This window comes from Streptomyces buecherae (assembly GCF_014295035.1).
In the GTDB taxonomy this organism is placed as follows: domain Bacteria; phylum Actinomycetota; class Actinomycetes; order Streptomycetales; family Streptomycetaceae; genus Streptomyces; species Streptomyces youssoufiensis.
Genome location: NZ_CP060404.1, coordinates 1 through 24,076, shown reverse-complemented (window position 1 = coordinate 24,076; position 24,076 = coordinate 1). Strand labels below are relative to the sequence as shown.

Here is a 24,076-nt window from a genome sequence, read left to right as displayed (position 1 = left end):
ACCTGTCCGGGACAGCGGGTTGCCATTGCCTCGGCCCGTCCGCGGCCAGCAGTCTCAAAGGGCAAGAAGGCGCGAACCGCCACCCGCAAACCACGGAGTGTTCTCATGCGTAAGACCGCAAGGCCCGCACACATCACGCCCCTCGCGCTCGCCGCCGTCATCGTCGGTGGCCTGACGGTCACCACGGCTGTCCCGGCCCAGGCGCGGACCGATACCCAGGCTTCCGTCCAGGCCACCGACGCCCATTACCTACGCTTCGACAAGGGCTCGGTCACGAACTCCCGCCTCGAACTCGTGAAGCGCACCGCCGGCCGTGACAAGGTGCTCAAGAAGTACAAGGCGGGCTCGGGCCAGACCAAGGACACCTGCGCCGTCGGCAAGGGCTGGCTGCCCAACGCGGAGAAGAAGCCGTACGCCGTGCAGTGGCACCGCAAGAACTTCGACGGCATCATCAACGGCCTGGTCATCAAGCTCTCCGACCGCAAGTGCCACAACGGCACCAAGCGCACCGAGCTGTTCATCCACAGCGAGATGAAGCCCAACGGTAAGCAGGGCTCCATCGAGTCCGAGCGGTGGACCAACAGCAACCCCAACGACTACTACTCCAACGGCTGCATCAAGCTCAACCCGGCCGACATCAGGGACCTGTTCAAGCGCCTCGACCGCATCGGCTGGCCGAAGAAGCTGTACGTGGTGAGCTGACCCGCACCACTTCTCCTCGCGGTGCCCGCAAGGCCCGGCGGAGCCGGAGGACCAGGTCACCGCGCCAGATGCCAGGGCACGACCGGCCCCCCGCCCGAGCCTCGTGGGGAAGAGGCGAGGGCGTGGGGGTCGCCCCTGTGTGGCGGTGTCCTTGCCGCACGCTTCGCGGCGGCGGTCGCGGTCGCGGTGGCGGCCGGGGTCGGGGGTCACACCATGACCGCACCCGCCACAGTCGTCGCCGCACACAGCGACAACGACACGATGACGAAGAGGACGGACCGGGCCCGGGAGCGTCGCGAAGCGGCGAGGTCAAGGGTGAAGACCTCGGGGTGGTCGGGCGCGTAGTGGACGGTGACCACGCGGCCGTACGCACGCGCCGGGTCCGCCAGTGCGGGTCGGGGGCGGGCGGTGACGAGCGTTCCCTCGCGGGTGGTGAAGGTGAGGACCGGGTCGTGGCTGGTCCACTGGGACTCGCCGTCCTCGTGGGTGGCCTCCTGAACGGCGACGACGCGTCCCGGAACGCTGACCGCCCCGGCCAGGCGAGCCGCCTCGCGGCGGGCCAGGCTGACCTCGTTGCGCAGGACGAGCACCATGAGCACGGTCAGCGGCCCGCCCGCGCACAGCAGCGCCCACGGGTAGCCGTGCCGGAGAGCCAGCTCGGTGACCAGCCCGGCGTACAGCAGGAAGACGGCGAAGTGCGGCCAGGCCCGCCCGTGCCGGCCGTCCGCGAGGTCGTAGGCGACCTGAAACCGTTGCGGCTGGCCGGGCGGGTGGAGCACGGCGACCTCGCGGCCGACCCAGACCGCGTCCAACTGCCGGCCGCCTTCGGCCGTGTACGGCAGGGCGTGCTCCCGCCCGGTGGCGGGGTCGGGAAAGGCGATCACCACGGGTATCCCGGCCGTGCCCGGATCGCCGTGCGCAGGGGTCTTTACCGAGGCGATCCGTCCCCACACCCGCACCGCCCGCTGCGCCCGGGTGACCCCGGCCAGCGACCGGCCGTACCCGACCAGCGCCCAGCCAGCGCACGCCGCGCACCACAGCAGCAGAACCCTGTGCCAGTCCACGCCCGCGCCCTCCCGGTTCTCACGGCTTCTCGCGCCCAACATGCCGCCCTAGGCGGCGAGTTGACCGCGCGGGCCATCCCACCCGGCGGCGAGCGGTCAGCCGTTCCGGCTGCGCCGCGCGGCACCCGACCACGCGTCCCGCCCGGAGCGAAGGTCGGCCACCACGGTGACGCGGGGCGTGAAGATGGGTGGGCCTGGCTGGCCCGGGAGGCGGCACTGCGCCCGGTCAGGAAGTAGCCGACACACAGCGCGGCATCGAGCGTCCTCGCCCACGCCAGGCCCCGGACAGCGGTTTCCCGCCACAGCCTCACGTACGTCCTCCGCCGGGCCGCACACCCTTCTCGTCGCTCCAACGCCTCAACCCGGGTCCGCGCGCCACCCGTCCCACCGCGACGGTCGCGGCATCGGGGTCAGGTGAGACGGCACTCCACCGAGTCGTCGATCCGCAGCGTCTCAAGGGTGCCGAGCCACTTGTCGACGATCGACTCGGGTTGGACGCACTCGGCCCCGCCCTTGGTGTCGCCGATCCAGATGCTCTCGTGGCGCGTGTTGATGACCTGGACGGGCGCGGGCAGGCGCTCCGGCAGGTACTGCCAGGGGATCACCTCGTCGTACGCGTAGACGACCTTGCCGTCCTTGACGAAGCAGACGGAGGGGTAGTCGCAGGGCGCCGCGGGCGTCGGCGGGTTCGTGGGCTCGGCCTGTGCCGTGGCGGTGGCGCCGCCGAGCAGCAGCAAGGTTGCCGCCAGTACGGCCGTGATGCCCCGTGGGCCGGAAACCGCCTTCATGTGAACCCCCCTCGTCGACAAAGTGTGTTCGAACACACCTTGATGCGCACACTATCTCCATAGGCCGCGAGCCCGGTCAAGATCTCAACCGGCCCGACCACGGCCGCGATGGGGCACCGCCACGCGGACGGTGGCTCGGCACTGGCCGGTCAACGCGCCGCTGCCCGAACGGCTGTTGGCCGGGTTGGAGCGGGAGGCGCGTTCGCCAAGCTGGGCCCGCGACACGCCCTGGCGCCACGGCCCCGTACCCCCGGACTCTCTCCGCGGCGCGGCCGACTGGCCCGGCTGGGTCAGGGAGCCGCCTGGCCGGTGCGCGGCAGGCTTTCGAGCATCGCCGTCTCGTACGCGCGCAGGGTGCGCACGAACAACCGTCGCTCGCTGGGTGAGAGGGGAGCGAGGGCCTTCCTCCAGGCCGTGGCGCCGCGCGCCAGCCAGCCCTCGATCGCCGGCCGCATCCCGTCGGTGATGCTCACGATGCGCCGCCGCCGGTCCGTCGGGTCCTCGTGTCGCTCCAGGATCTCCTTCCGGCTCAGTTCGCCGACCATCAGGCTGACGGTGGTCGGCGCGACTTCGAGCCGGGCCGCCAGCTCGTTGACCGTCAGCGGCCCGTCGAAGAGCAGGTGCGACAGCAGGGACAGGTGGCGGGGGGCGAGTTCGAGTGACTGGAGCTCGGCGGGGACCGGAATCCGCTTGGCCGCTCCGACCATGCGCGGCATGAGCACGAGCAGGGTGCGGATCGCGTCGTCCACGCCGGAGTCGACGTCGGAGTCAATGTCGGAGTCGACACCGGGGTCGGCGTCGGTCCGCGCGGTCGGGGTCTCCTCCGTTGACACTGCACCCTCCCGGATTTAGCTTTGTGGTCAAAGATATTTTGCTTACAAAGCAAAGCTGCCCTCAGGGTAGGCGAGCGACCAGCGACGGGAGACCAGATGCCGCACTTCCAGGTACGGGTGCACGAGGAGGAACTCGACGGGGAGGTCGAGGGCCGGTTGATCCGATCGCTCACGGAGGCGCTGGTCCAGGTGTACGGCGAGCGGGCGCGTGCCATGGCGGTCGTGGAGATCTTCGGCGTTCCCCGGCAGCGCTGGGGCGTCGGCGGTGCCCCGGCCAGCGTGCACGCCCCCCTCGTCTCGCTCCACGTGCGCGAGGCCGCGCTGAGCCTGCCGGGGATCAGCGACGCGCCGGGACGACTGATCCGGGCGATCACCGACGCGGTCGCCGATGCCTGCGGTCAATCCGTGCGGGACCACGTCAGCGTGCACCTCATCGGCGTGCCGGCCGGCCGCTCCGGCGTCGGCGGCGCGATCGACCCCCCTCCGCCCTCCTGACCGTCAACACCCGGCTGGGATAAGCGGGCACGCTCCGGAGGCCCGGTCCGGCTCCCGCGCGTCGGCGACTGTGGGCGTTCGCGCACCCCCGCTCCGCCCGCCCGCCGTGTCGGCCACCCGGCTCCGCCGCCGGGGCGGGCCGGCAGAGCCCGGCGGCTCAGCCGGCGGAGGGGGGTTTCTCCGGCAGCGTCCCGGCCACCCGCTCGGCCGTGACGGGTGGCTCGCCGGCCCCCGGCGACGGAGGGTTGGCGCGGCCGAGGTCGGCCCGGTTGAACAGATACGAGGCGAGCAGGACGCCCGTGATCACCAGCAGGCCGCCCCACAACTCGTGGAAGGTCGGCGTACGCCCCTCCCACATCAGGTTGAAGGCCGCACCACAGACCGCCTCCATGCCGATCACCGGCCCCATCACGGTGGCCGGCAACCGCTTGGAGGCGCTGTTCCAGAACCAGGTGGCGCACCACGAGCCCAGCACCGCGAACGCCACCGACCACCCGACGAAGGACCACCAGGTACCCGCGTCCGCCACCGGCGCCCGACCGCCCCCCGCCAGCGCCAGGGGCAGCAGGAACAGCGACCCGCAACAGGCCCCGAGCCCGATGCCGGTCGTCCAGGTCGTACCGTCGATGTTCGACCCGACCCGACCCAACGCCCGCCGGTTGGCGATCACGAAGTACGACCAGGCCGCGGCGGACAGGAAGCCGAGCAGCGCGCCGAGGGCCAGGTCAGAGCTGCTGGACGCGCCGTCGGTGGGGGTGCCGGCGTTGACCAGCAGCAGGCCGAGGGAGATCACCACGATCGGAGCCGCCAGCCTGCGCCAGGCCAGCACCTTCTCCAGACGGTTGGAGACCAGCGTGACCATGAGGGGGATCAGCCCCGTCATGGTCGAGGCGAGCACCCCACCACCGAGTTCGGCGGACATCGCCAGCAGCAGGTAGAAGCCGATGTAACCCACGACGCCCAGGCGCATGGCCACCAGCAGGCGACGCCGACCCAGCGAGCGCAGGCTGCCACGACGCAGGAGCAGCACGGTCAGCGACAGCAACCCGAAGGCGACGTAGCGCCCGAGAACCAGGTAGTAGATGTTGACCGGCTCGACGGCGGCCGGGCCGAGGAAGGTGAAGCCCCACAGGGCCGTCGCCGCCAGGGCGGCCGGCAGGCCCACGGTGTACGCGCGGGAGGCTTTCATCGCCATTGCCGCAGCCTAACTCGCCCGCCCCCGCCGGGCCCGGAGCCGCCACACGCCGTGGCGTACGGGCCGCGTGGCCCATGGCGCCCCGCGACACACCACCCCCGGACACCCCGCGTCCCGCCGGCCGCCCGGCCGCCGGCCCGCCTCACCGCTCGCCGTCGGCGGCGACCTGCTCGGCGCCCAACCGCTGCACCTGACTGACCAGGTGGTCGAAGTCCGCGCTGATCGTGCGGTGGTTGTGGTGCGCGACGCGGAGCACGAAGGCGCCGTGCAGGACGGTGTGGGAGGGCATCGCGATGCCCTCGGTCTGCAGCCGCTCCAGTACGGCCCGGTTGACGCGGTTCAGGGCGTCAGGTGTGGCGCCCGGCCACACGTAGCGGAAACACGCGATGTTGAGTTCGCTCCGGGAGACGAGTTCCAGGTCGGACGCGGCCTCCACGAGCTTGGTCAGATGCGCCACCTGGGCGATGTTCTCGGCGATCGCGCCGGCGAAGCCGTCGACGCCGTACGTCTTGAGCGCGAACCACACCTTCAGCGCGCGGAAGCGCCGCGACTGCTCCACCCCGCGGTCGGCGAAGGACAGCGGGTGGGCGGCCGGGCCCCGCGCGGTCTTGCTGATGTAGTCCGCGCTGGAGCGGAAGGCACCTTCCAGGTCGCCTTCCCTGCGGGTGAGTACGCAGCTCACGTCGAACGGCAGGTACAGCCACTTGTGCAGGTCACACACCAGCGAGTCGGCCTCGGACAGTCCCGCGAGCAGGGCCCGGTGCGAGGGCAGGAGCTGGGCGAAGGCGCCGAACGCGCCGTCCACGTGGAACCACAGGTCCTCCTGGCGGGCGACGGACAGCAACGCGGCGAGCGGATCGACGGCGCCGGTGTTGACCGTTCCGGCATTGCCGATCAGACACAGCGGGTGCAGGCCGGCCTCCCGGTCGGCGCGCAGCGCGGCGCGCAGTGCCGCCACGTCGATGCGGTGGTCGGCGTCCACCGGGACGCGCCGGAAGAACCGGCTCCCGATGCCCAGGAGCTCGACGGCCTTGTCGACGGAGTGGTGGGTCTCGGTGGACCCGTAGACGGTGAACTGGATGCCGGTGGCCGCGGCGCCCTCGGCGCGCACCTCGGGCGCCCGGTGAGCCCGGGCCGTGGCCAACGCGATGACCTGGCCCATCGACGCGCCGCTGGTCAGCAGCCCGGACCCGGACGCGGGCCAGCGCAGCGCCTGCCCGAGCCAGTTGACCACCTGCTGCTCGACCAGCAATGCGGCGTTGGCCCGGGAGCCGACGGTGCAGTTGATAGCTGAGGCGAGCAGGTCGCCGTACGCGGCGATCGGTACGCCCGAACCGTTGGCCCAGCCCCAGAACCGCGGGTGGATGTTGCCCCGAGGAAAGGGCAACACCGTGCGGCGGAACTCCTCGTACACCTCCTCCATCGGCCGCCCGCTGGTGGGTAGTTCGGTCTCGAAGGAGGCGGCGATCTCCTCGGGCACCGGCTGCCACACCGGCTGGTCGCGGATGCCGGACAGGTGGTCCGCGATGTCGTCGATCATCTGTTTCCCGAGGGCGCGGAAGGCGTCCCAGTCGGCGGGGTCGAGCGGCGGGTGCGGGCGCATCGGGAGACTCCTGGTCTGGGGGCGCGGGGCGGGCGCCCGGCCGGTTGGCGAGCCCCGGGCTCGCGCGGTGGGTCAGGCGGGGGAGGGGAGCGACAGGGGCGCGAACCGCGCGACGGGTGCCGGGTGGCGCTCCGGGTGGTAGAGGGTGTGCATCGGGTGGCTGGCGCCGCACACCGAGGCGAGCACGGCGCGCCCGATGGCCGGTGACTGGGCGAAACCGCCGGTGTTGTGCCCACCGGTGACGATGAACAAGCCACCCTGCTGCGGTGCCGTACGACGTGGCTGGCGGGCTTCGACGTGGTAGAGGCCGAGCGAGGTGGCCGTCCACGGGCGCACGCAGTACTTGAACGCGTAATTGTCGTGCGTCCGAGACGAGGGGGCCGGCGCGGCGCTGCCGGGGAAGAGTTGACTGATGGTGTTGGTGATCCCGGCGCGGATGGCGGCGAGTTGGCGCTCGTCGGGACTGTCCGAGGTGCCGATGTAGCCGTAACCGGAACCGACGATCAACACGCTCCGTCCGTCGCCGTCGCGAGCCACGGTGATGTTGGCGTCCTCGGTGACGTGGCCGCGCCGGGCGACCTTGAGCGAGGTCCGCAGGGCCGGATCACGGTTGTCGACGCGCATCCAACCCCCGAGCACGCCGTGGACGCGGCCCTCGCAGGGAGTGCCGCGCAGCAGCGCCGCGCCGGCCACGCCGGGGGAGGCGATCACGTGGGCGTGCTCGGGTACCGGCACGGCGCAGTCGAAGCCGACCAGCGCGCCGTGCGCATCGCGGCGCACACCCGTGACCGGCGTACGCCAGTGGAAGCGCGCCCCGCGATCGACCAGATGGGCCACCAGACGCTCGGTAAAGCTGTGCACGTTGAGGGTGAAGCCGGGCACCAGCACGCCACCGGCCAGGGCGCCGGCCCCGGCGGCGCGAGCCAGAGCCGGATGGTCGCGGGCGATGTCCGCGGGGGTGACCTCACCCAGCAGGGCCCCGATCGACCGGTGCCGCGCGGTGGCGGCCCGCAGGTGGTCCGGGTCGGTGTACACGCGCAGGATGCCGTCGGTCAGCACCACGTCCTCGAACAGGTGCGGCAACCGGGCGCGCAGCGCCGACCACTCCCGGCCGGCCTCGGAACTGAGCGCGAAGACGTCCGCGGTGTACGCGCGGGCCAACCACGAGGGCACGCTCTCGAACGCCTGAATCCAGGCGTGCTCCTGTGCCGTGAGCGACCAGGGCTCGCGGGCCAGCCAGCCACGGTCGGTGACCGGTCGCCGGAACCAGGTGGGCACGCCACCGTGAAAGTCCGTGTTGTTGTAGCCGTCCATCTCGGTGAAGGTGAACATGCGGGCGTCGTCACCGCCGTGGGTGCAGCCGTACGCCCACCACGGCGCGGTGCCCGGCGCGGGCGATCGGTCGACCAGGGTGAGCCGGTAGCCGGCGTCCGCCAGGTACACGGCCGTGACCAGGTTGACCAGACCGGCGCCGATCAGGAACGCCTCGCGCGGGCCGCCGGCCGCGGGCGCCAGGCCGGCGGGTACGGTGCGGGCGCGCGCGACGGCGCGCTCGCAGTGGGCCAGGGCGGTGGCGATGGACTCCACGTCGGTGCCGCCCAGCGCGTGCTCGTACACCGTGGGCGCCGGCTGGTGCCGGCCGCCGGAGCGCGGCGGCGGGACGGTACGCCCCGCATCGGCCGGAGCGCACGGACCGCTGGAGCGGCCGGCCGCGGGGACGGCGTAGGCGACCTGGACCGGGCCGGCGGCGTGCCGCGCCCAGGCGTGCAGCAGGGTGTCACTGGGCCGCTGGGTGGCGACCAACGCGGTGGCGCCGTGCCGGCACAGCGCGTCCAACAGCCGGTGTTCGTCCGCGTCGGCCGCCTCGGGTACGTGGACCACGTCCCCCGAGCGCAGAAAGTCGGTACGGGCGAGATCGGGGTTGACCACGGTGAGCAGTGTCTTCATGGCGGTCTTCATGGCGCGGACGATCCTGTTCGAGCCGATGGGAACGAGGACGGTGGCGCGGACCAGCCCTCCGCCGCGGAGGCTGACCGAAGCGCCGGGCCGGGCTAGTCATGCGTACGGAGGGACACCGGCAGGCAGGAGCGCACCATGCGCAGGTCGGCGGTGCCCGCCGCCGTGAACCGGACGCCGGCCCCCACCCAACCCTGGCGGAAGGCGTCGACCAGGGCGGCCGTGTCCACGAGTGCGACCTGCCGCCGCGCTGCCGCGACCGGCTGGGCACCGGTAGCGGGAGCCGCGGGCCATGCCTGCGGATAGGGCCGGTAGAACAGCAGGCGGAGCTTGCCACCGAACTTCTCGACCACACCGATGGCACGCGACCCGGCCTCCGTCAGCGCCCGAACGCCGTACGGGTTGGTCGGCGCGCTGGTGGCCAGGATGTGCCGGGTGCCGGTGTCGGCCAGATCGGTCAGGGCTCGGGAGTTGAGGCGCCGGGCGAGCCCGTGACCCCGCCACTCCGGCAGCACGCCGATGGTGTCGAAGTGGGCCACGGTGCCGTACTCGGCGGCGGGCACGGTGGTGTCGATGGCCAGGTTGAACGGCCGCTCACGCGGAAAGTAGACGATGCGGTACGCGACCGTCTCGTCGCCGTGGACGGCCCGGTAGCAACGCCCGCCGTCCGCCAGGCAGTACGCCAGGAACTCGGGCGTGCTGCGCTGGAAGGTGTCGGGATCGGGCTGGGCGGCGTGGATCTTCTCCTGGAGGTCGAGGAGGAGCCCGAGGTCGGCCGGGCCAAGACGCTGAATGCCGAAGGTCATGACGTGCCGATCGCGGAGACGAAGGCGGCGATCAGGGGGTCGGTCCGGTCATCGCCGACGGGCAGCTCGGGATGCCACAGCACACCGACGGCCCAGGGCGCGGCCGTATCCTCCCGTTCGAACGCCTCCACCATGCCGTCCTCGGCATGCCCGACCACCCGCCAGCGCAGATCGCCGGGTGTCTGTGGACCAAGCCCCTGGTGGTGCAGGGAGGCCACCTTCACCACCGGTTCGTCGTACGCCCGCGCCACCTTGCTGCCCGGCACGAGGCGGACGCTGTGCTGGGCGGGCTCGGTGGGCGAGTGCCGGTGGAGCACTTGGCCGCCGTTGACGTCCGGGAGGTGGGGGATCAGCGGGTTACCCGTCACGGACCACAGAACCTGCGAGCCCCGACAGATGCCGAGCACCGGCAGCCCACGGTCGAGCGCGCGGCGGGCGAGGCGGGACTCGAAGGCGTCGCGCCGCGGATGGTAGGTGTAGTCGCGCTGGCGGGGCGTCCCGGGGCTGAATCGCGGGTCGATGTCTTCGCCCCCGGTCAACAACAGCCCGTCCACCGTATTCAGATAATCGTCGCAGAATTCCGGTTCGACGGTGGGAATGGCGAGAGGCAAACCGCCGGACCGCGCCACCTGTTCGATATAGCCGCGATGAATGCTGTGGCTGACAAGAGCGGACCGAAAGCGCGTGGTCACGCCCACCCGGGGGAGACCTGGGGTCTTCTTCGCCATTACCCAACCTTCCGGTATGAGCGCATGAACCGGCGATACGCCTGGTCGACACGGCCTCTCGCACCCCGTGTGCCAACACTCGCCGTATGACGACCACTCTGCACGCTAGCCCACCCCACACAACAATGGCAACAGCCTTCGACTGGCGCGCCGAACCCTCAACTCGCGCACGGAAACAAGCGCTTTGGCGGTCCCATCTTGCCTGGTGAACGCAGTTCCGTGGCGTGTGAGGCGCGGTGTTCCGGGGCATGCGCGGGGCATTTCGGGAGCGGGGAGCAATCGCGCTGTCGAGGTGAGTAGTGGCCGAGCCGAGTAATGCGGTGATAGGGAGGTAAACGGTTTTGGACGGGGCCACGGTGACGCATGGGAAGGCGATTCAGAGGTTGATGTGGGTGGCGGTGACGGAGGTAATGGATCGGCGCTTGCGGCAGAAGATGTGCCAATCGCGAGCAGAGATGACTGGCGAGGGGAGTGGCGGTCGTTGGGAGAGGGGCGCCGCTTTTGTGACGAGTGAGCCAGGAGGCCGACTTCAATGTCAGGCATCTCCATCGCCGCGATCGGCCTGATCCCCGAACGGCGAGTCTGAGTGACCTGGCTGGGGACATCCGCCGCACGGGCAGCGACAGGCGTGGCCGGGAGACGACCTGGCGAAAACGCCCCGCATCGCGGTGCTGTTCGATCGCAGCGAAGGCCGGGGGCGGTCACCACACCGACAGACGGAGGAATGACCTACACCGTCTACTCGCCACCACCGCACGCCGCCCGCCGAGAGTCCCGCACCTCACTGACCGCAGGTCGCCCCTGGCAGTGTGTGCGGGTTTTACTGTCCTGACCATGTGTTGCCTCGCTGACGCGATGCGCGAGGCGAAGACGGTGGTGGAGCATATCCCGCTGGGGGTGTGTCCGCGCCTGCCGGCAACCGGAGCCTTCGGGCCGGGGTGGCCCGCTGCGTCAGCGAGGTGAGTGGAGGCCGCCCCTTCCAGCCGCCGGTGTCCGGTGGTTGACACCGAGTGTGTCGGTCAGCTTCTTCCGTGGAAGGCTGGTTGACGGCATCTGGTCTCGTTCAGGGGGTGGTTAGCCGATGTGTTCATGGCCCGGTGGAGAGGCTCGTAGGGCCATGGTGGCTTGGTGGGCGAGCCAGGGTTCGGCCTGGTCGTAGGACCATCCGTTCTCGTCGACTAGCGTGAAGTATCCGTTGTATCCGAAGTAAAACCACAGGATGCTGGTTGCTTGTTCTGTGGTCATTTCCGGGTGTGTGCCGCCGATTTTCTCTAGGTGGGTGGCGACGTTGGTGAGCGCGTCTCGATAGCGTCGGGTCCCGATCGCCAGGGCGTGGGCCGCGTCCCGGTTGTGGGGCGCTGTGGCGATCAGGATGCGCATGATGTCGCCGAAGCTCTCCCGCATGGTTCTCGTCACGGCGGAGAGTTGCCGTAGCAGCTCGTCCGGGTCGGTGAGGGACTCGAACTCGTCCATTGACGCGGCGACGATGGGGGCCTGGCTCCAGATGTCCACCAGGGTGCGCAGCAGGCCCTGTTTGCCGCCGCCGACGGCGTAGACGGTGGTGGGGGCGACCCGGGCCTTGGCGGCGACTTCCTCGACCGTGGTCGCGAAGTAACCCTTGTGCGAGAAGAGCAGCCGCGCGGCTTCGATGATGGCCAGTCGGGTGGCCTCCGCGTAATCGCTCCGCCGGCTCTTGTGCGGTGTGGACATGCACGTACCTTGTCGTATCTTGGTCTCCGTTGCCAGGCTACGTTCACCGGAGTTAGACTCCGGTGAGCGGGTTGCTTCTTTGTTCGACGAGTTCTGCGGTAGCGCACGGACCACGCGAGGGAGAGGCACTGCGATGACGTATCCAAGGCGCACCACGCGGGGTACGAAGCTGGCCATCATCCGCCTGTGCCGTACGCACCTTCCACAGCGGCCGGTGACACCCGGGCCCGGTTACGGCTCTCATCGCGTGCTCTGGAGCGAGGCGAGCACCCGCCACCCCACCGCCGTTCCGTGGTACGCGACCCCGGCTGACGTCCGGGCGTGTACGCCACGCAGTCGTACCAGGGCCCAACTCAGGTGACCGGTCCCCGCTGAGCAGCGCACGACGGGCTGGCGAACGAGCCGGAGCCTGTCGCCCCCTCCCAGCGTCGTGAGGGGGTTGGCGCGCTCGGAACAGCCCAAGAAGGACACTTTCCGCTTCCCGTCTGTGCGCCGTTCGCCGTAATGAAGCGGCGCCGGTCACGGACGTCCACACCGAGCAGAGCCCCATTCGCAGCCATCCGAAGGGTTCCCTGTGTCGTATTCCCTGACGCCAGCCATGCCCAGGGCGTTACAGATCTCCGCACCCGCGGCAGCATCCACGCCAGCTGCCGCCTCCGAACCATTATCCGTGGCCGTAACAGCCGGCGGCTACACCCCGCTCGCGTACACACCCAACTGCCGTCAGCTCCTGCGCGCGGCCGATCACCTGCTGATCGGGGTGAGCCCAGGCAACGGCTACTTCACCATCCCCACCCTCGCCCGTATGTTCCGCTGGGCGCATGCCACCTTCCAGCGAACAGACGTCATCGTCCCCGATCGCTCCCTGGCGTCCAACTACCGTGTTCGGGGCTATAGCGAGCAGGCGGCGCACAAGAAGGCGCGGAAAGAGGTGTCGTGTGTCCGCAGGCGGATCCGCCGCGCCTTCGAGCGCAGCGAGGTCCCCGTGGCGGACCAGCACACCCACCTGCTGTCCGACCTCGCGCAGTCCGAGGCCTATCAGCGACTGCACCTGCGTGTCCGGGACGCGCTGACCACCGACGAACGCACCCGTGCCATCTGCCGGAAGGTGTCCGCCCGCGCCCTCCCCATGGCGGCAGCCGACTCCGGACCGGCAGGCGAACCAGGGACGGCGGCCAACTCCGGCCAGGGCGACGGCCCCACGCCGGAAGGCCAGGGCAGCGGCGCCGCCACCCTGGCCCTGGAGTACCTCATCGACGAACTGCCTTTCTTCATGGACACCCCGAGCATCCTGGGTGTTTCCTCGTCGCTGGTCAGCTATCACGCGCCGGTGGGTTTCGCCGATCTGCTCTACACCGGGGCCGGCCCCCTGCACGCCGCGGCCAACCAGGGCTTCATCCTGCTCCAGGACCACGCGGCCCCGTACTGATCCCACGGCACCCGCACTGTTCCCAGCGGACCCGCACTGTGCCAAGAGGACCCGCACCGGTCCCAGCGAACCCGCATGACGCCCAGCGGTTCCGGACCGGTCCCAGGAGACCCGCCCTGCGCCCAGAGGAGCGGGCCGCGCCTGCCGTATGTGAAGGAGTGTTTCACCGTGACCACTGCCCAAGGCCCTCTCACCTTTCCCTTCCATGACTGGAGTCAGGCTCTCTCCCCGCACCACCAACGCCTGCGTGAAGCTGACGCGCCGGTTTGCCCGGTGGTTTCCGAGTACACCGGGGACCGGCTGTGGCTTGTCACCCGGTACGCCACCGCCAAGCGGTTGTTGGAGGATCCGCGGTTCAGCTCGACCGCTGCGATGGCTCCCGGTGCGCCTCGCCAGGAGCCTGTGGAACTGCGTGCTCCTGGCACCACCGGTGATGGAGTATCGGTGTTGCGTGAGGCGGGCATGCACTCCGTGTTCACCGAAGGTCTGGGAGCGCGTGCGGCTCGGCGCCACGAGGCGTGGCTGTGTGATCGGGCCGAGACGCTGCTGGGTGACCTCGCTGAGCGCCGGGGGCCCGTTGATCTCGCGGCGGGTTTCGCGGAGCCCTTGGCCGCGGCGATGACCTCCCGTGTCCTGCTCGGTGAGCTCAGCGCCGAAGAGGTCGCGCTGTTGCGTGAGCGGACCGACCTCGCTCTCCAGTTCTGTGGTGCGACCGCCGCCGAGCAGCGCGCGGGTCTCATCGACATCCATCGGTTCTTCACCGCCCACGCTCGCCGGTTGGCCGAGGGGCCCGGGGACCATCTGCTCAAGCGGCTCGCCCAAGCGTCGGCCGAGGCCGGTCCGCTGGATGACGCCGCGCTGTCCGAGATCGCCGCGCTGTTGTTGATCGCCGGATTTCCCACCTCCTCGGGGTTTCTGTGCGGCGCTGTGATCACCTTGCTGCGGCACCCGGAAACCCTCGCTCGGCTGCACGGCGATCCCGCGCTGGTCCCGGAGACGGTGGAGGAACTCCTGCGCTACACACCGCTCTCGACCGGAGCTGCCAAACGGATGGCCACCCAGGACGCGGACATCGACGGCGTTCCGATCCGGGCGGGAGAGGTGGCGATGGTCTCGCTGGAGGCCGCCAACCATGACCCGAACGCCTTCGAGGACCCCGACAGTTTCCTCCCCGAGCGCCAGGGCCCGGGACACCTCGGCTTCGGCCATGGCCCCAACTTCTGCCCCGGCAACCGCTTGGCCCGCTCCCTGATCACCGCGATGGTGCTCGCCATGGCTCGCCGGCCCGGACTGCGCCTGACCGTGGAACCCGAGGAGATCCGCTGGCACGAGGGCCTCTTCTTCCGCCGCCCGAAGGCGATCCCCGCCTCCTGGTGACACGCACGCGCCGGTGACACGGCGCGTGCGGCTCGTCGTACATGCCCGCCTGTCACCGTGCCCGTCTCGTCAGGCAGGCGAGTGACGACCCGCGGTCGGGCTCTGTGGTCAGAGCCCGACCGCCAGGCAACGCGGCTGACGCTCGCCGCGTGCGGGATCTGCCGTTGCCCTCCCGCGCCCCGGCATGTTTCAGCTTTAGGTCCGGTTCCGGCCGTGATCGTGCGGTTCACGAGCGTGGTTGTCCTGAGGTGTTCTCGGGAGCGGCCGTTGTTACGGTGCCGGTGTCGTGGGCCGGCTGGTACAGCGGGCGCGGGCGGGCGGCGGAGCGCGGCGATGTGGGTGCTGGTCTACATCGCGCTCTGGCGGTTGTCGCCGTGGTCGTCGTCGCGACGGTGTTTGTGATGAACGACGGCGGGGGCTTCCACCGCCGGCACTTGCTTGCCGAAGTTCGACGTGACTTTACGTCCTGTGTGGCCGACCCCATCAGACGAGCCCGGACGAACAGATCGCGCATAGGGCAGCCGCCGGCCCCCTCCGCTCAGCCGGCCGGACGACTTCCGCCCTCCGCTGAGCCGGCCGGACGACTTTCTCCCGGTTCAGGCGGTTGATAGATGATGGCAGCCGACCCAGGTGTCCTGTAACTGCGCGAGTCCCTGGCCAGCTTGCACCTTCGTGCTTGCCTGTTCTGGGGCAGGGGAGTCACGTGGGCGCGTGCTTAGGCCCGATGAGGGTCAGCTTTGCATGTTTGCTGGATAGCCTCGCGGGCCGCGTGGATGAGGGCGGCGTTGTTCTGGGCGGGGGTGCCGTCTGGAAGGTGGAGCACGTCTTCCAGGCCGATTCGGGTGTCCAGATGATGGAAGGCCGCGAAGTGGAGCACGGGCCAGGCAGTGGCGTCCTCGCCGTGCAGGAGGATCGGTGGGGTGGCTGATGCGAGGTCGTCGAGCAGGCCGGCAGCGGCGTGGGCCGCGTCCTGTGGGGTGGCCTCGGTGATCTCGGCCAGGATGCGCAGGGCTCGGTGGGCGTCGGGCCAGTCCAGGAATCGCTGTGCCGCGGGGGTGCCGGAGTAGATGCCGGCTTCGATACCGATCCCCTGCTCCAGCAAGGCCGTGGCGACTTCGGCGGCGCCGGTTTCGTGCCAGTTGACGGAGGCGTGGTCAGGGAGCACGGTCCAGGCGCGGACCTGCGCGGCGCGCAGTTGCGGGTCCGCCGTGGCCCACGCACCGGTGGTGACCCCAACGGGGACACCTGGGACCGTGGCTCGAACCGCGTTGACAGCGGCGGCGACAGCGTCAGCCTCCAGCGTGTCCTGGCCGTCACGGTCCTTGGGGTGCAGATGGATGTCCTGGGCGCCGGCGGTGACAGCTTCGCGGGCCGCCGCCGCCAGTTCGGCGGGGGTCACCGGGAGATGGGGACACTCGGCGCGGCTTCGAGCGCCGTTGAGACACACCTGCAGCATGACGCCATCCTCCCAGGCCGTGACCGGGAGTCTCCAGGGTGCCGGCGTGCCAGGACGAGAACCTACATCCGCACCTCCGTACACTCGCCTTGGGTGAGTGGAGCAGAGCGCCACGGTTGTACGTCCGAGCGCAGTGGAGCGTCGCCGCTCCAAGCCGTACATCCCAGGCCGTAGCTCTTGATCGTCTTGTGAGCGGCGCCTAGGGTTCCATGCTCATGGAGATGGGGGAGCCGGAGCGCGGTCGCAGGCCATGGCGCGACTGGTTGGCCAGGCATCGTACGATCACGGCCCTGTCCGCCGGGAGTGTGGGGTTGGCGGTCCTGGGTGCGGTGCTCGTCGTGTTGCCGGGTGTGGTGGTGGATTATGACCTGGCTGGGGAGGGTGTGGCTGCGCAGGATCGGCTCAAGGCAGTGAACGACGTGCGTACGACACTTCTGCAGGCTGTGGGTGGCGTGGTCGTGCTGTTCGGCGCGTACGCCACCTGGCGGCAACTGCGTGTGAGTCAGGCCGGCTTGTGTGCTACTCAGGAAGGTTATGTTACCGACCGGTTTAGTACGGCTGTTGATCAGCTCGGTAGTGACAAGCTGGAAACACGTATCGGTGGGCTCCATGCGCTGTGGCGTATCGCGGAGCACTCCGCTCGGGACCGTGAGGCTGTCATCTCCATCCAGGCCGCGTACCTGCGTACGCACCTGCCGTGGCCGCCTACCGCGCCGGGAGCTCCAGCGAGGGGTGTGCCCTTCAACGATGTCGTGCCGCTGGAGGTGCGTGCTGCCGATGCGTAGGTGGCGTTGACCGGGCTCGGTGTGCTGTTGCTGCGACCGCGAGAGCAGTCTTGGGTAAACCTCAGTGTGACGGATTTGCGCCGGGCCGATTGTGATGGGCTGTGGTTGCATGAGGTCAACCTCGACCGGTCTTGTATGGAGGCGGCGGGCCTGTACCACGCCAACCTCACGCAGGCGTCTCTCGTCTCGGTCAACCTGCGGCACGCCGACCTCAAGACGGCGATCCTGCGCCGGGCTCGCTGCGTTCTGGCTGACCTGCGGGGCGCACGGCTGGTCGAAACCGACTTGCGTGCCGCGGACTTCACCGAGGCCGACCTGCGCGAGGCGAATCTACGCAAGGCCGACGCGGGCGGCGCTGTCTTCCGCCGCGCCGACCTGCGCCTGGCTGACCTGCGGGGCTCCGACTTGAGCACGGCCGATCTCCTTCAGGCACGCCTGACGGGCGCGTTGGCCAGCGAGCACACTCGCTGGCCAACCGGTTTCGACCACGCGGCGGCCGGCGTCGTGATCACTGAGGACCCTGGCCCCGAACCTCCGCCGCTGCTCCAGCCCTCAGGGATTACGACACAACACCCACCCCTGCGGTCCCTACCGTGACCGAGGGGCCCGGAGCGAAGACCACTGCGCGAGCGAAAGACCGGGCGGACGTGACACCGCTGGAGCGCCCGGAGCCAACTCGTGACAGCGCCCTGCCCGGTGGCGGCCCGGCCGTTGGTGCTGGCGAGCCGGGAAGACTCGATCCCGGGCTCGTTGATGGTGCCACCGAAGGCGAACCGATCCACGATTATCGCACTAAGGGCGGATCGGTGAAGAGCTTCGTCCCCGAACGACTCGTTCAAGGTGATGGCGAGGCTGTTCTCCTCCCTTCCGCTGCTCGCGCGGCCAGGGCGTCTCGCTCACGGCAGCGGCTGGACGAAGTCGGTGGCACTCCCATAGCGATCACGGCCTGGGCGTGTTGGTCGAAGGCGCCGGCATCACCGAGCCCGAAACCATCCTGGACGACCGCCCGAGACTATTCTGGGCGATCGCCTGAGACCATCCTGGAGGACCGGCAGCGGGTGGGATAGCGCGGCGGCCCTCTCACCAGTTCAGCGTTGCTCGACATATTTTGAGCGGTGCCAGCTCCGCTGCTGCCCCAACGCTGTCACCCTCCCCAGGGTTCGTCGTCCATGATGAAGGACGGGCCCGGGGACAGGCAGAGCAGCAGCACAACTACCGACGCCTCGCCAGTCACCAACCCGGCACGGACATCCTCCAGGCAGTGATATCACCAACCCACAGCCCCCAAACAGCCACCACCGCGCCTACTCCACCAGCCGGACAGACGGCCCGCCGCGCCCCGTATTCTCGACCAACACACCACCCCTCAGCCAAGCCATCCACTCAGGGCGCGTGAGATGGCTGTCTGCTTCATTGAGTTGCTGGTGTTCTGGGTGCGGGCGTGTGGCGAAGGTCGGGGTTAGTAGTCCAGGTCGAGGTAGTCGATGTCGTTGAGGGTGACGTCGGAGAGTCCGGTGGCGCGGGCTCCGCCGTCTTGGAAGTAGATCTCTTTGAATCCTTCGGCGATGATCGCGCGCATCTGCTGGTCGCTGGCGCCTGCGTCGCGGGCGTCGAACAGGCGTTGCGCGTACTGCGGGGGGAGGTGCACGGTAAGTCGCCTAAACCGTCCATCATCGGTGGTGCCGATCGGTGCGGTGTAGCCGAAGCGGGCGCGGGTCTCCACGGTGATCCCGGTCATGGTGGCGGCCTGCCGTTGTCGGCGTTTGCGCACCTGCGGCTGCCAGCGTTTGCGTACCGCGTCCTCGATCTTGAGCGCGATATCGGCGCGGGCGTGCTTACGGGCACCGCGCCGATAGCGGTTCACCGAGTCGGCGGTGACACCGATCTCGCGCGCGACAGCCTTCGCACTCCCCAACTGTCGCAACAAAAAGCCAATCTGTCCCTTCAACGTCTTCGGTGGCTGACGGGTGAACGATTCCCGATCGGCCCGCTCAATCGCCTCATCGACCTCCCCCACGCCCCTACTCACCTTCGTCCACAACGGCGTCGCCGCCCTTGATATGCCGGGCCGGGTTGAGTCCCTTCTCCATCAGCTCCACCGCCCACAACATCGACTGAACACCCTCCAACTTCGCCAGCCCCGGAGTGGGCCCAAGACGAAAGGCACCAGGCTGGGGCTTGCCGGATTCCGCGTAGGGCAGGAAATCCAGCGGGCTCGCGCTGGGTGAGGGGTAGACGACGCAGTCAGAGAGCACGGCAAGCGGGAACAGTCCGGTCATCCTCGCCATGTTGCCCAGCTTGCGGTGCATGTTCACCCGGGCCTTGCTGATGACAGCAGCGCGGATATCCGGGCGCCAAGTCGGCCGCTGCAAGGCCGGCCACCGCTCACCCTCCTTGTAGTGCCTGCCCTGCGGGCGCTCACGGAGCTTGCCCACGCCCCCCTTCACCGTGGCCTTGATAGCCGCGAGGACAGCGGCCAGGGCCGGGTCAACCTGCTTGTGTTGCTCCATCGCCGTCAGGAACTCGGCATCTGACAGGTCCTTGGTCACGCCAAGGTCGGCGAGGGTGTCCACGTACGCGCTCTTGAGCCGGTCATGCCACGGGTCCAGGTAGGCCCCGGTCTCCCGGCGCAGGTACGCCTCGATCGGGTGGACGTCGTAGCCGAGTTCCTGGGCGTAGGCGAGGGTGTGTGTCTGGTACCAGGCCGGTCCCGTCGGTCGGGAGCCGGTCGGCGTGAACGGCGAGGGCAGGCGCGGGTCCAACTCGATGTGGGACAGGTCCACCAGCCAGCTCCCGGGGATCTTCGGGTTGAACTCCGAGCCCACGAAGTGTTCGGGGGCGGACAGGCCGACGACCAGGCGAGCCGCGGCAGCCAGGAAGGCGGTATTGAGATCCAGGCCGACCGCGAAGGGCAGCATGCACTCCTCATCGGAGAGCGTCTCCACCGGCCGCACCCACTGGTACGCCTCCTCATCGAGGAAGCCACCACTCCAGCCGGACTGAACGACCACCGGGTGCTCCGGGGTGGCCTCCGGCGGCGCCGGGTCGACCGGCTCCGTCCCCAACGAGCCCGGGTTGTAGCCACTCACCCAGTTACCGGCCCCCTCATCGCGCTCTGGCTTCGTCGGCGGGCGCAGCGCCGTCATCAACTCCAGACCCGAGACAGCCGTCGACCCCCGCGGGGTGATGACCCGCTGGGCGTACACCCCCAGCACGCGGGCGATCTCAGCCGGCTCCATCTCGGCGACGCCGGGCCAAGACCGCTCATCAAGGGCATCCCACGACAGGATCGCCAGCTGCACACACTGCCGCTCGCGGCCCTGCGCCTTACGGTAGATGCGCGCCCACGGGCCGAAACCCCGCTGCGTGAGCTGCCACTTCGCGCGCCCCACCTGCTTGACCACCGGGTGATCCTCCGGCAAACGCAGAGAGCGGCGCTGCTCGTGGCCCTCCAACCGCTCGGGCAACCCGAACCTCACGGCAGCCGCGGCGGTGAGCACGATCAGCGGGTCGGAGTCCTTGCCGTACCGGTTGAGCTTCGGCGCACCAAGGCCGGACTCACCTAGCGTCCACTCCACGAGCTCGGGAATGGTGGTCGCCGGACAGTCGAGCACCATCCCATCGACGCCATACGCGCAGCCCCCACCATCCAAGACCGCAAGCGGACCATGCGGGAAGCGCGGATCGGCAGAGGGCCGGGGTGTCTTCTTCGCGACTGGGCGGCGCGAGGCCGCGGTCGACCGGGGAGCGGTACGTACCGGCCCGGTGGCCGCAACGCTGGGCGCCTGCGGGGCGCCAGCCGCCTCCCCCCGAGAGGCAGCCAGCTCACCGAACACCGCCGGCGCCGTCACGGCAGCCGCTGCATCGCGTGCCGGATACTTCGCCGCCCACCCCTTCAACAACCGCTGGTACGCCTCCAGACGCGGCGACTTCGGCTCGGAGCGGCCGTTCTCCCAGTTCTTCACCGACTGCGTCGTGGTCTTGAGGGCCGCCGCGAGGCGCGCCTGCGTGATGCCAGCGGCCTCACGCAACCGGGCACGCTCCACCGGGGGTGGCAGATGCGGCTCCTCATTCAACAGAGCGTCAACGGACGCGAACAGCTCTTCCTCAGACGCCATTCCCTGCACCCTCACATCAGGACCAGTACTGCTTAACCCGAAACTTATCCCATTCCTTAACCTGTCCGCGCCCACTCCAGCCCGAGTGCGGCGAGCGTGGCGAGTTTGTCGGTGGTGAGCTTGCCCCGGCGACTCTTGCTGTTGCTGAGGAAGACCCCGAGTTTCACTTCGCTCCCGTCCCCAAGTCGCTCTACGTGGCCTCTGGGGACCTTCACGGAGCCCGTGCGGGCCTTGTACTGCGCCAGGGCCGCAACGCCCCTGTCGAAGGCGCTCACGGGTGTCGTGGACGGTCCCGCGGGCGCATCCGTCTCCACTGGGGCCGGAGCGGCGGCGAGTGGGGTGACGCCGACGGCTTCCAGACGCTCGCGCTGCCCGTCGGCCAGAGCCGCCCACACCTCGGGCTTCTGTTGCCGGGCCAGCCACTTGCCGATGTCCATGCCGTGCACGGTGACGCCGGGCAGGACCTGTTCCGTGCCTTCCTCGTCGCGCACCAGCTCGCGTAGGGCGGCGTAGTGCCGCTGCCACTCGGCGGGCCACGAGGGGTTCCAGTCCTTGTCCACGGCCAGGAGCGCGGCCTCCCACTCGGGGTGGCCGTTCAGCGCACCCGGACGGCGTAGGTTGGACAAACACTGTCCCACAGGCTTGTCGAGCGCGGCCGCTGACCGGGGAGCGCACAGCGTCCAGTGCTCCTGGTAGTACACGCGGGCCGCTGCCAGGTTCTCCTGGAACCGGGCGTCGGCTGCCGACCAGGCCATGCCCAGCTTCTCCAGCCGCGCTGCGCGCCGGCCGTTCATCTGCCCCGCCCCGTACGCCCTTCGCTGCTCCGCGACCCACTGCCCTAGCGGGAACGCGCCCTCCTTGTGCTCGTACGGAACCCGGGCGTGGCCCTCACGCTCGACGTACTCCTTGAGCTTCGCCCAGCCGCGCGCCCAGTCCTGCCGTTCGGTGTCGATCACGTTAAAGGACACCCAGTTCGCGACCATCACCGGATCACGTGGAGCCGCGAAACGGAGCAACAACCGGGTTTCTTCCTCGCTATCACCGGGTGCGGCGCCGATGTATTCGGAGGGCTGTACGTCAGCCTTCTGAGGCTCCTGTGGAATCGCCAGCAATTCCACGGCCTCTTCATCGTGAGCCCGCAGGCCCTCAAGAACTTTCACCAACGGCTTGTACGAACCGGAGGTGAACATATCCTCCGGCGATTCATCGGGCTGGAGAAATACCGGCACGATCAAAGAGGCGAGCTTGCCCTCTCCGGGCTTCTGACGTAGCGCGCGGCCGATCGCCTGCACGATGTCGTGCGGCGCGCCTTTGGGGTCCAGCAGGGCCACGCTGTCCACGGCCCGGATGTCCACGCCCTCACCCAGGACCCGGCAGTTGGAGAGCACCGCGCGCCGGGCGGTGGAGCCGAACTTGCCCAGCACCTCCCGCCGGCGCTCCGGGACGTGCTCGCCGCACAGCCAGTCCGCCCAGATCTCCGACGGGTACTTCCCCGGCTGGTCGGCGTGCAGCTGCTTGGCCACGCGCTCCAGACCCTCCGCGTACGCCTGCGCCTCCATGGTCCGGTGGTGGAAGGTGATGCACGTCGACAGGTTGTGCTGCGCCATCGTGTGCAGCAGCGCGGCCTGGAGCGCCCCGAGGCGCTGCCCGCGGACCTCCTCGGTGTGCCGCTCCTCGCCCATCAGCCGTTCCGGGGTGACGACCGGGTCCTGGAGCTCCAGGACGATGATCTGGTACCGCGCCAGCAGCTTCCGCGACACCGCCGACGCAAGCGACAGCTTGTACAGGACCGGCCCGAAGACCTTCTCGTCGTCCATGGAGGCCGCCATCTCGCGCGGCAGCGGGTCACGCACTCCTTCGGCAACCTCGCGGTTCAGCCGCTCCTCCCAGATCCGCGGCGTCGCCGTCAGATACAGCCGGCGGCGCGCCGGGATCTTCGTCTGGTCATGGATGTCCGCCCACGCCTTACCCATCGAGCCCGACGTCCGGTGTGCCTCATCGACCACCGCCAGGTCCACCGGCGCGAGCTTCTGGCCGTACGCGCCCTCGAACGCCTCTACCAGCACGCCCAGCGACGCGTAGGTGGCGTAGATGGTCACCGGCCCCGTGGAGTGCCACAGCGCCAGCCGCACGGGGTTCGTGGTGGACCGCACCCCCAGGTGGAACAGCTCCGGATCATCCAGCGGCGAGCACACCATGACCGCCGGCCCCTTGTGCCCGGCCCCGCTCCACGCCTTCACGGTCTGCGCCAGGAGATCCAGGGTCGGCACCACCACGAGAATGCGACCCTTGGGCGCAATCCGCTTCGCAGAGGCCGCCGCGATGACGGTCTTGCCCGTCCCGCACGCAGCGTGCACCTGCCCGCGCAGCCCATTCCAGGGAATGCCACCCGGCGGGATATCGAGACCGCGCACGATAGCGGCCATGGCCTCAACCTGGTGTTCCCGCAGTTTCACGGCCATTCCCGTGTTCTCCTTTTCGCGGAATGCGGCACGTAATAGGAGTGAGAGCCCGGCGCGGTGAGTGGCGGGCCGGAGTGGTGGTGTCTGGCCCCAGACTCTACACAGCCATCACCCTTGATGCATCACCCCTGCAACAGCTTCTCCCTGTAGACTGATACTTGGCTGATTCTCGCCCTGGTCGCACGGTTCATAGGGCATGCTGGTGGAATATTGGTGAACGTGAGCGGCCGGTTTCGAGGGTGGGGGAGGGGTTTGGGTGGAGCGCAGCGGAGCCCGTCGCTGCGGTGGGGCCGACACCCCATCAGGCCGACAGGCCGTCACATCTGTTGCAGCTGCAGCGGCCAGGAAACCCAGCCCTACCCAGGCCGACGCGCAATGCACCTCCCCTTGCTGCCAGCCCAGGCAGCCGCGCTTGCGCGGGTGCTCGCAATTCGCGCTTGCGCGAATTGTTCCGCCTTTTGAATTCCGCTTGCGGAATTCCATTCCGGCGCTTGCGCCGGAATTCGAATTGCGCTTGCGCAATTCGTGTATCTATGTCTCGGCTTGCCGAGACATAGCCCGCTCCGCGG

The 24,076-nt window shown here is 69.5% G+C and carries 19 protein-coding genes; 6 read left to right on the top strand and 13 right to left on the bottom strand.

The genetic code is table 11. From position 1 onward, the window contains the following. Positions 1 to 105: 105 nt before the first annotated feature. The gene (locus H7H31_RS00090; protein WP_187063377.1) at positions 106 to 702 is read left to right on the top strand and encodes a L,D-transpeptidase family protein; all 597 of its coding nucleotides are present in this window, start codon (positions 106 to 108) and stop codon (positions 700 to 702) included. 206 nt (positions 703 to 908) lie between these two features. Here H7H31_RS00090 and H7H31_RS00085 read toward each other — a convergent pair whose 3' ends face one another. The 3 genes from H7H31_RS00085 to H7H31_RS00075 form a co-directional block, all read right to left on the bottom strand. Further along, on the bottom strand, positions 909 to 1,766 hold the full coding sequence (locus H7H31_RS00085; protein WP_232109610.1) for a DUF3592 domain-containing protein: 858 nt from the start codon (positions 1,764 to 1,766) through the stop codon (positions 909 to 911). 410 nt (positions 1,767 to 2,176) lie between these two features. Next, positions 2,177 to 2,554 (bottom strand): hypothetical protein, encoded by a 378-nt coding sequence (locus tag H7H31_RS00080; RefSeq protein ID WP_187063375.1) that lies wholly within the window; start codon positions 2,552 to 2,554, stop codon positions 2,177 to 2,179. Positions 2,555 to 2,844: 290 nt separating this feature from the next. Then, on the bottom strand, positions 2,845 to 3,270 hold the full coding sequence (locus tag H7H31_RS00075) for a MarR family winged helix-turn-helix transcriptional regulator (protein WP_187063393.1): 426 nt from the start codon (positions 3,268 to 3,270) through the stop codon (positions 2,845 to 2,847). A 213-nt stretch (positions 3,271 to 3,483) separates the two neighbouring features. On the opposite strand from H7H31_RS00075, the gene H7H31_RS00070 reads away from it, so the two are divergent. Further along, positions 3,484 to 3,882 (top strand): tautomerase family protein, encoded by a 399-nt coding sequence (locus tag H7H31_RS00070; protein WP_187063374.1) that lies wholly within the window; start codon positions 3,484 to 3,486, stop codon positions 3,880 to 3,882. A 157-nt stretch (positions 3,883 to 4,039) separates the two neighbouring features. On the opposite strand, the gene H7H31_RS00065 is transcribed toward H7H31_RS00070, so the two are convergent. From H7H31_RS00065 to H7H31_RS00040, 6 genes are all read right to left on the bottom strand, one after another. Beyond that, complete coding sequence (locus H7H31_RS00065; protein WP_232109609.1) at positions 4,040 to 5,077, bottom strand: DMT family transporter; 1,038 nt, start codon at positions 5,075 to 5,077, stop codon at positions 4,040 to 4,042. Positions 5,078 to 5,219: 142 nt separating this feature from the next. Continuing rightward, positions 5,220 to 6,680, bottom strand: coding sequence for a pyridoxal phosphate-dependent decarboxylase family protein (locus H7H31_RS00060; protein ID WP_187063373.1), 1,461 nt, complete (start codon positions 6,678 to 6,680; stop codon positions 5,220 to 5,222). A 72-nt stretch (positions 6,681 to 6,752) separates the two neighbouring features. After that, positions 6,753 to 8,639: an NAD(P)/FAD-dependent oxidoreductase gene (locus H7H31_RS00055; protein ID WP_232109608.1), complete on the bottom strand. Its 1,887-nt coding sequence runs from the start codon at positions 8,637 to 8,639 to the stop codon at positions 6,753 to 6,755. Between the two features lie 92 nt (positions 8,640 to 8,731). Further along, entirely contained in the window at positions 8,732 to 9,442 is a 711-nt protein-coding gene (locus H7H31_RS00050) for a GNAT family N-acetyltransferase (protein ID WP_187062761.1), read from the bottom strand. Continuing rightward, positions 9,439 to 10,170: a gamma-glutamyl-gamma-aminobutyrate hydrolase family protein gene (locus H7H31_RS00045; RefSeq protein ID WP_222625251.1), complete on the bottom strand. Its 732-nt coding sequence runs from the start codon at positions 10,168 to 10,170 to the stop codon at positions 9,439 to 9,441. The genes H7H31_RS00050 and H7H31_RS00045 overlap by 4 nt, the downstream gene beginning before the upstream one ends. Before the next feature lie 1,074 nt (positions 10,171 to 11,244). Continuing rightward, entirely contained in the window at positions 11,245 to 11,880 is a 636-nt protein-coding gene (locus H7H31_RS00040) for a TetR/AcrR family transcriptional regulator (protein ID WP_187062760.1), read from the bottom strand. A 670-nt stretch (positions 11,881 to 12,550) separates the two neighbouring features. Between H7H31_RS00040 and H7H31_RS00035 the strand changes: the two genes are divergently transcribed. Further along, complete coding sequence (locus tag H7H31_RS00035) at positions 12,551 to 13,309, top strand: tRNA-dependent cyclodipeptide synthase (protein ID WP_187062759.1); 759 nt, start codon at positions 12,551 to 12,553, stop codon at positions 13,307 to 13,309. Positions 13,310 to 13,477: 168 nt separating this feature from the next. Further along, positions 13,478 to 14,686: a cytochrome P450 gene (locus H7H31_RS00030; protein ID WP_187062758.1), complete on the top strand. Its 1,209-nt coding sequence runs from the start codon at positions 13,478 to 13,480 to the stop codon at positions 14,684 to 14,686. Positions 14,687 to 15,401: 715 nt separating this feature from the next. Here H7H31_RS00030 and H7H31_RS00025 read toward each other — a convergent pair. Continuing rightward, the gene (locus H7H31_RS00025; protein ID WP_187062757.1) at positions 15,402 to 16,142 is read right to left on the bottom strand and encodes a 3-keto-5-aminohexanoate cleavage protein; all 741 of its coding nucleotides are present in this window, start codon (positions 16,140 to 16,142) and stop codon (positions 15,402 to 15,404) included. Between the two features lie 209 nt (positions 16,143 to 16,351). Here H7H31_RS00025 and H7H31_RS33545 point away from each other — a divergent pair, with 209 nt between their 5' ends. Both H7H31_RS33545 and H7H31_RS33540 read left to right on the top strand, forming a co-directional pair. Continuing rightward, complete coding sequence (locus H7H31_RS33545; protein WP_232109607.1) at positions 16,352 to 16,927, top strand: hypothetical protein; 576 nt, start codon at positions 16,352 to 16,354, stop codon at positions 16,925 to 16,927. A gap of 105 nt (positions 16,928 to 17,032) precedes the next feature. Next, positions 17,033 to 17,524, top strand: coding sequence for a pentapeptide repeat-containing protein (locus H7H31_RS33540; RefSeq protein WP_232109606.1), 492 nt, complete (start codon positions 17,033 to 17,035; stop codon positions 17,522 to 17,524). A gap of 862 nt (positions 17,525 to 18,386) precedes the next feature. On the opposite strand, the gene tpg is transcribed toward H7H31_RS33540, so the two are convergent. From tpg to H7H31_RS00005, 3 genes are read right to left on the bottom strand one after another with little or no spacing between them, the layout of a single operon-like run. Beyond that, positions 18,387 to 18,944, bottom strand: a complete 558-nt coding sequence (tpg, locus tag H7H31_RS00015) for a telomere-protecting terminal protein Tpg (protein ID WP_187062756.1) — start codon at positions 18,942 to 18,944, stop codon at positions 18,387 to 18,389. A 4-nt stretch (positions 18,945 to 18,948) separates the two neighbouring features. Beyond that, positions 18,949 to 21,045: a telomere-associated protein Tap gene (gene tap / locus H7H31_RS00010; RefSeq protein WP_187062755.1), complete on the bottom strand. Its 2,097-nt coding sequence runs from the start codon at positions 21,043 to 21,045 to the stop codon at positions 18,949 to 18,951. A gap of 56 nt (positions 21,046 to 21,101) precedes the next feature. Next, a complete protein-coding gene (locus tag H7H31_RS00005) occupies positions 21,102 to 23,507 on the bottom strand; it encodes a DEAD/DEAH box helicase (protein ID WP_187062754.1) in 2,406 nt (801 codons plus the stop codon). Positions 23,508 to 24,076: the final 569 nt, after the last annotated feature.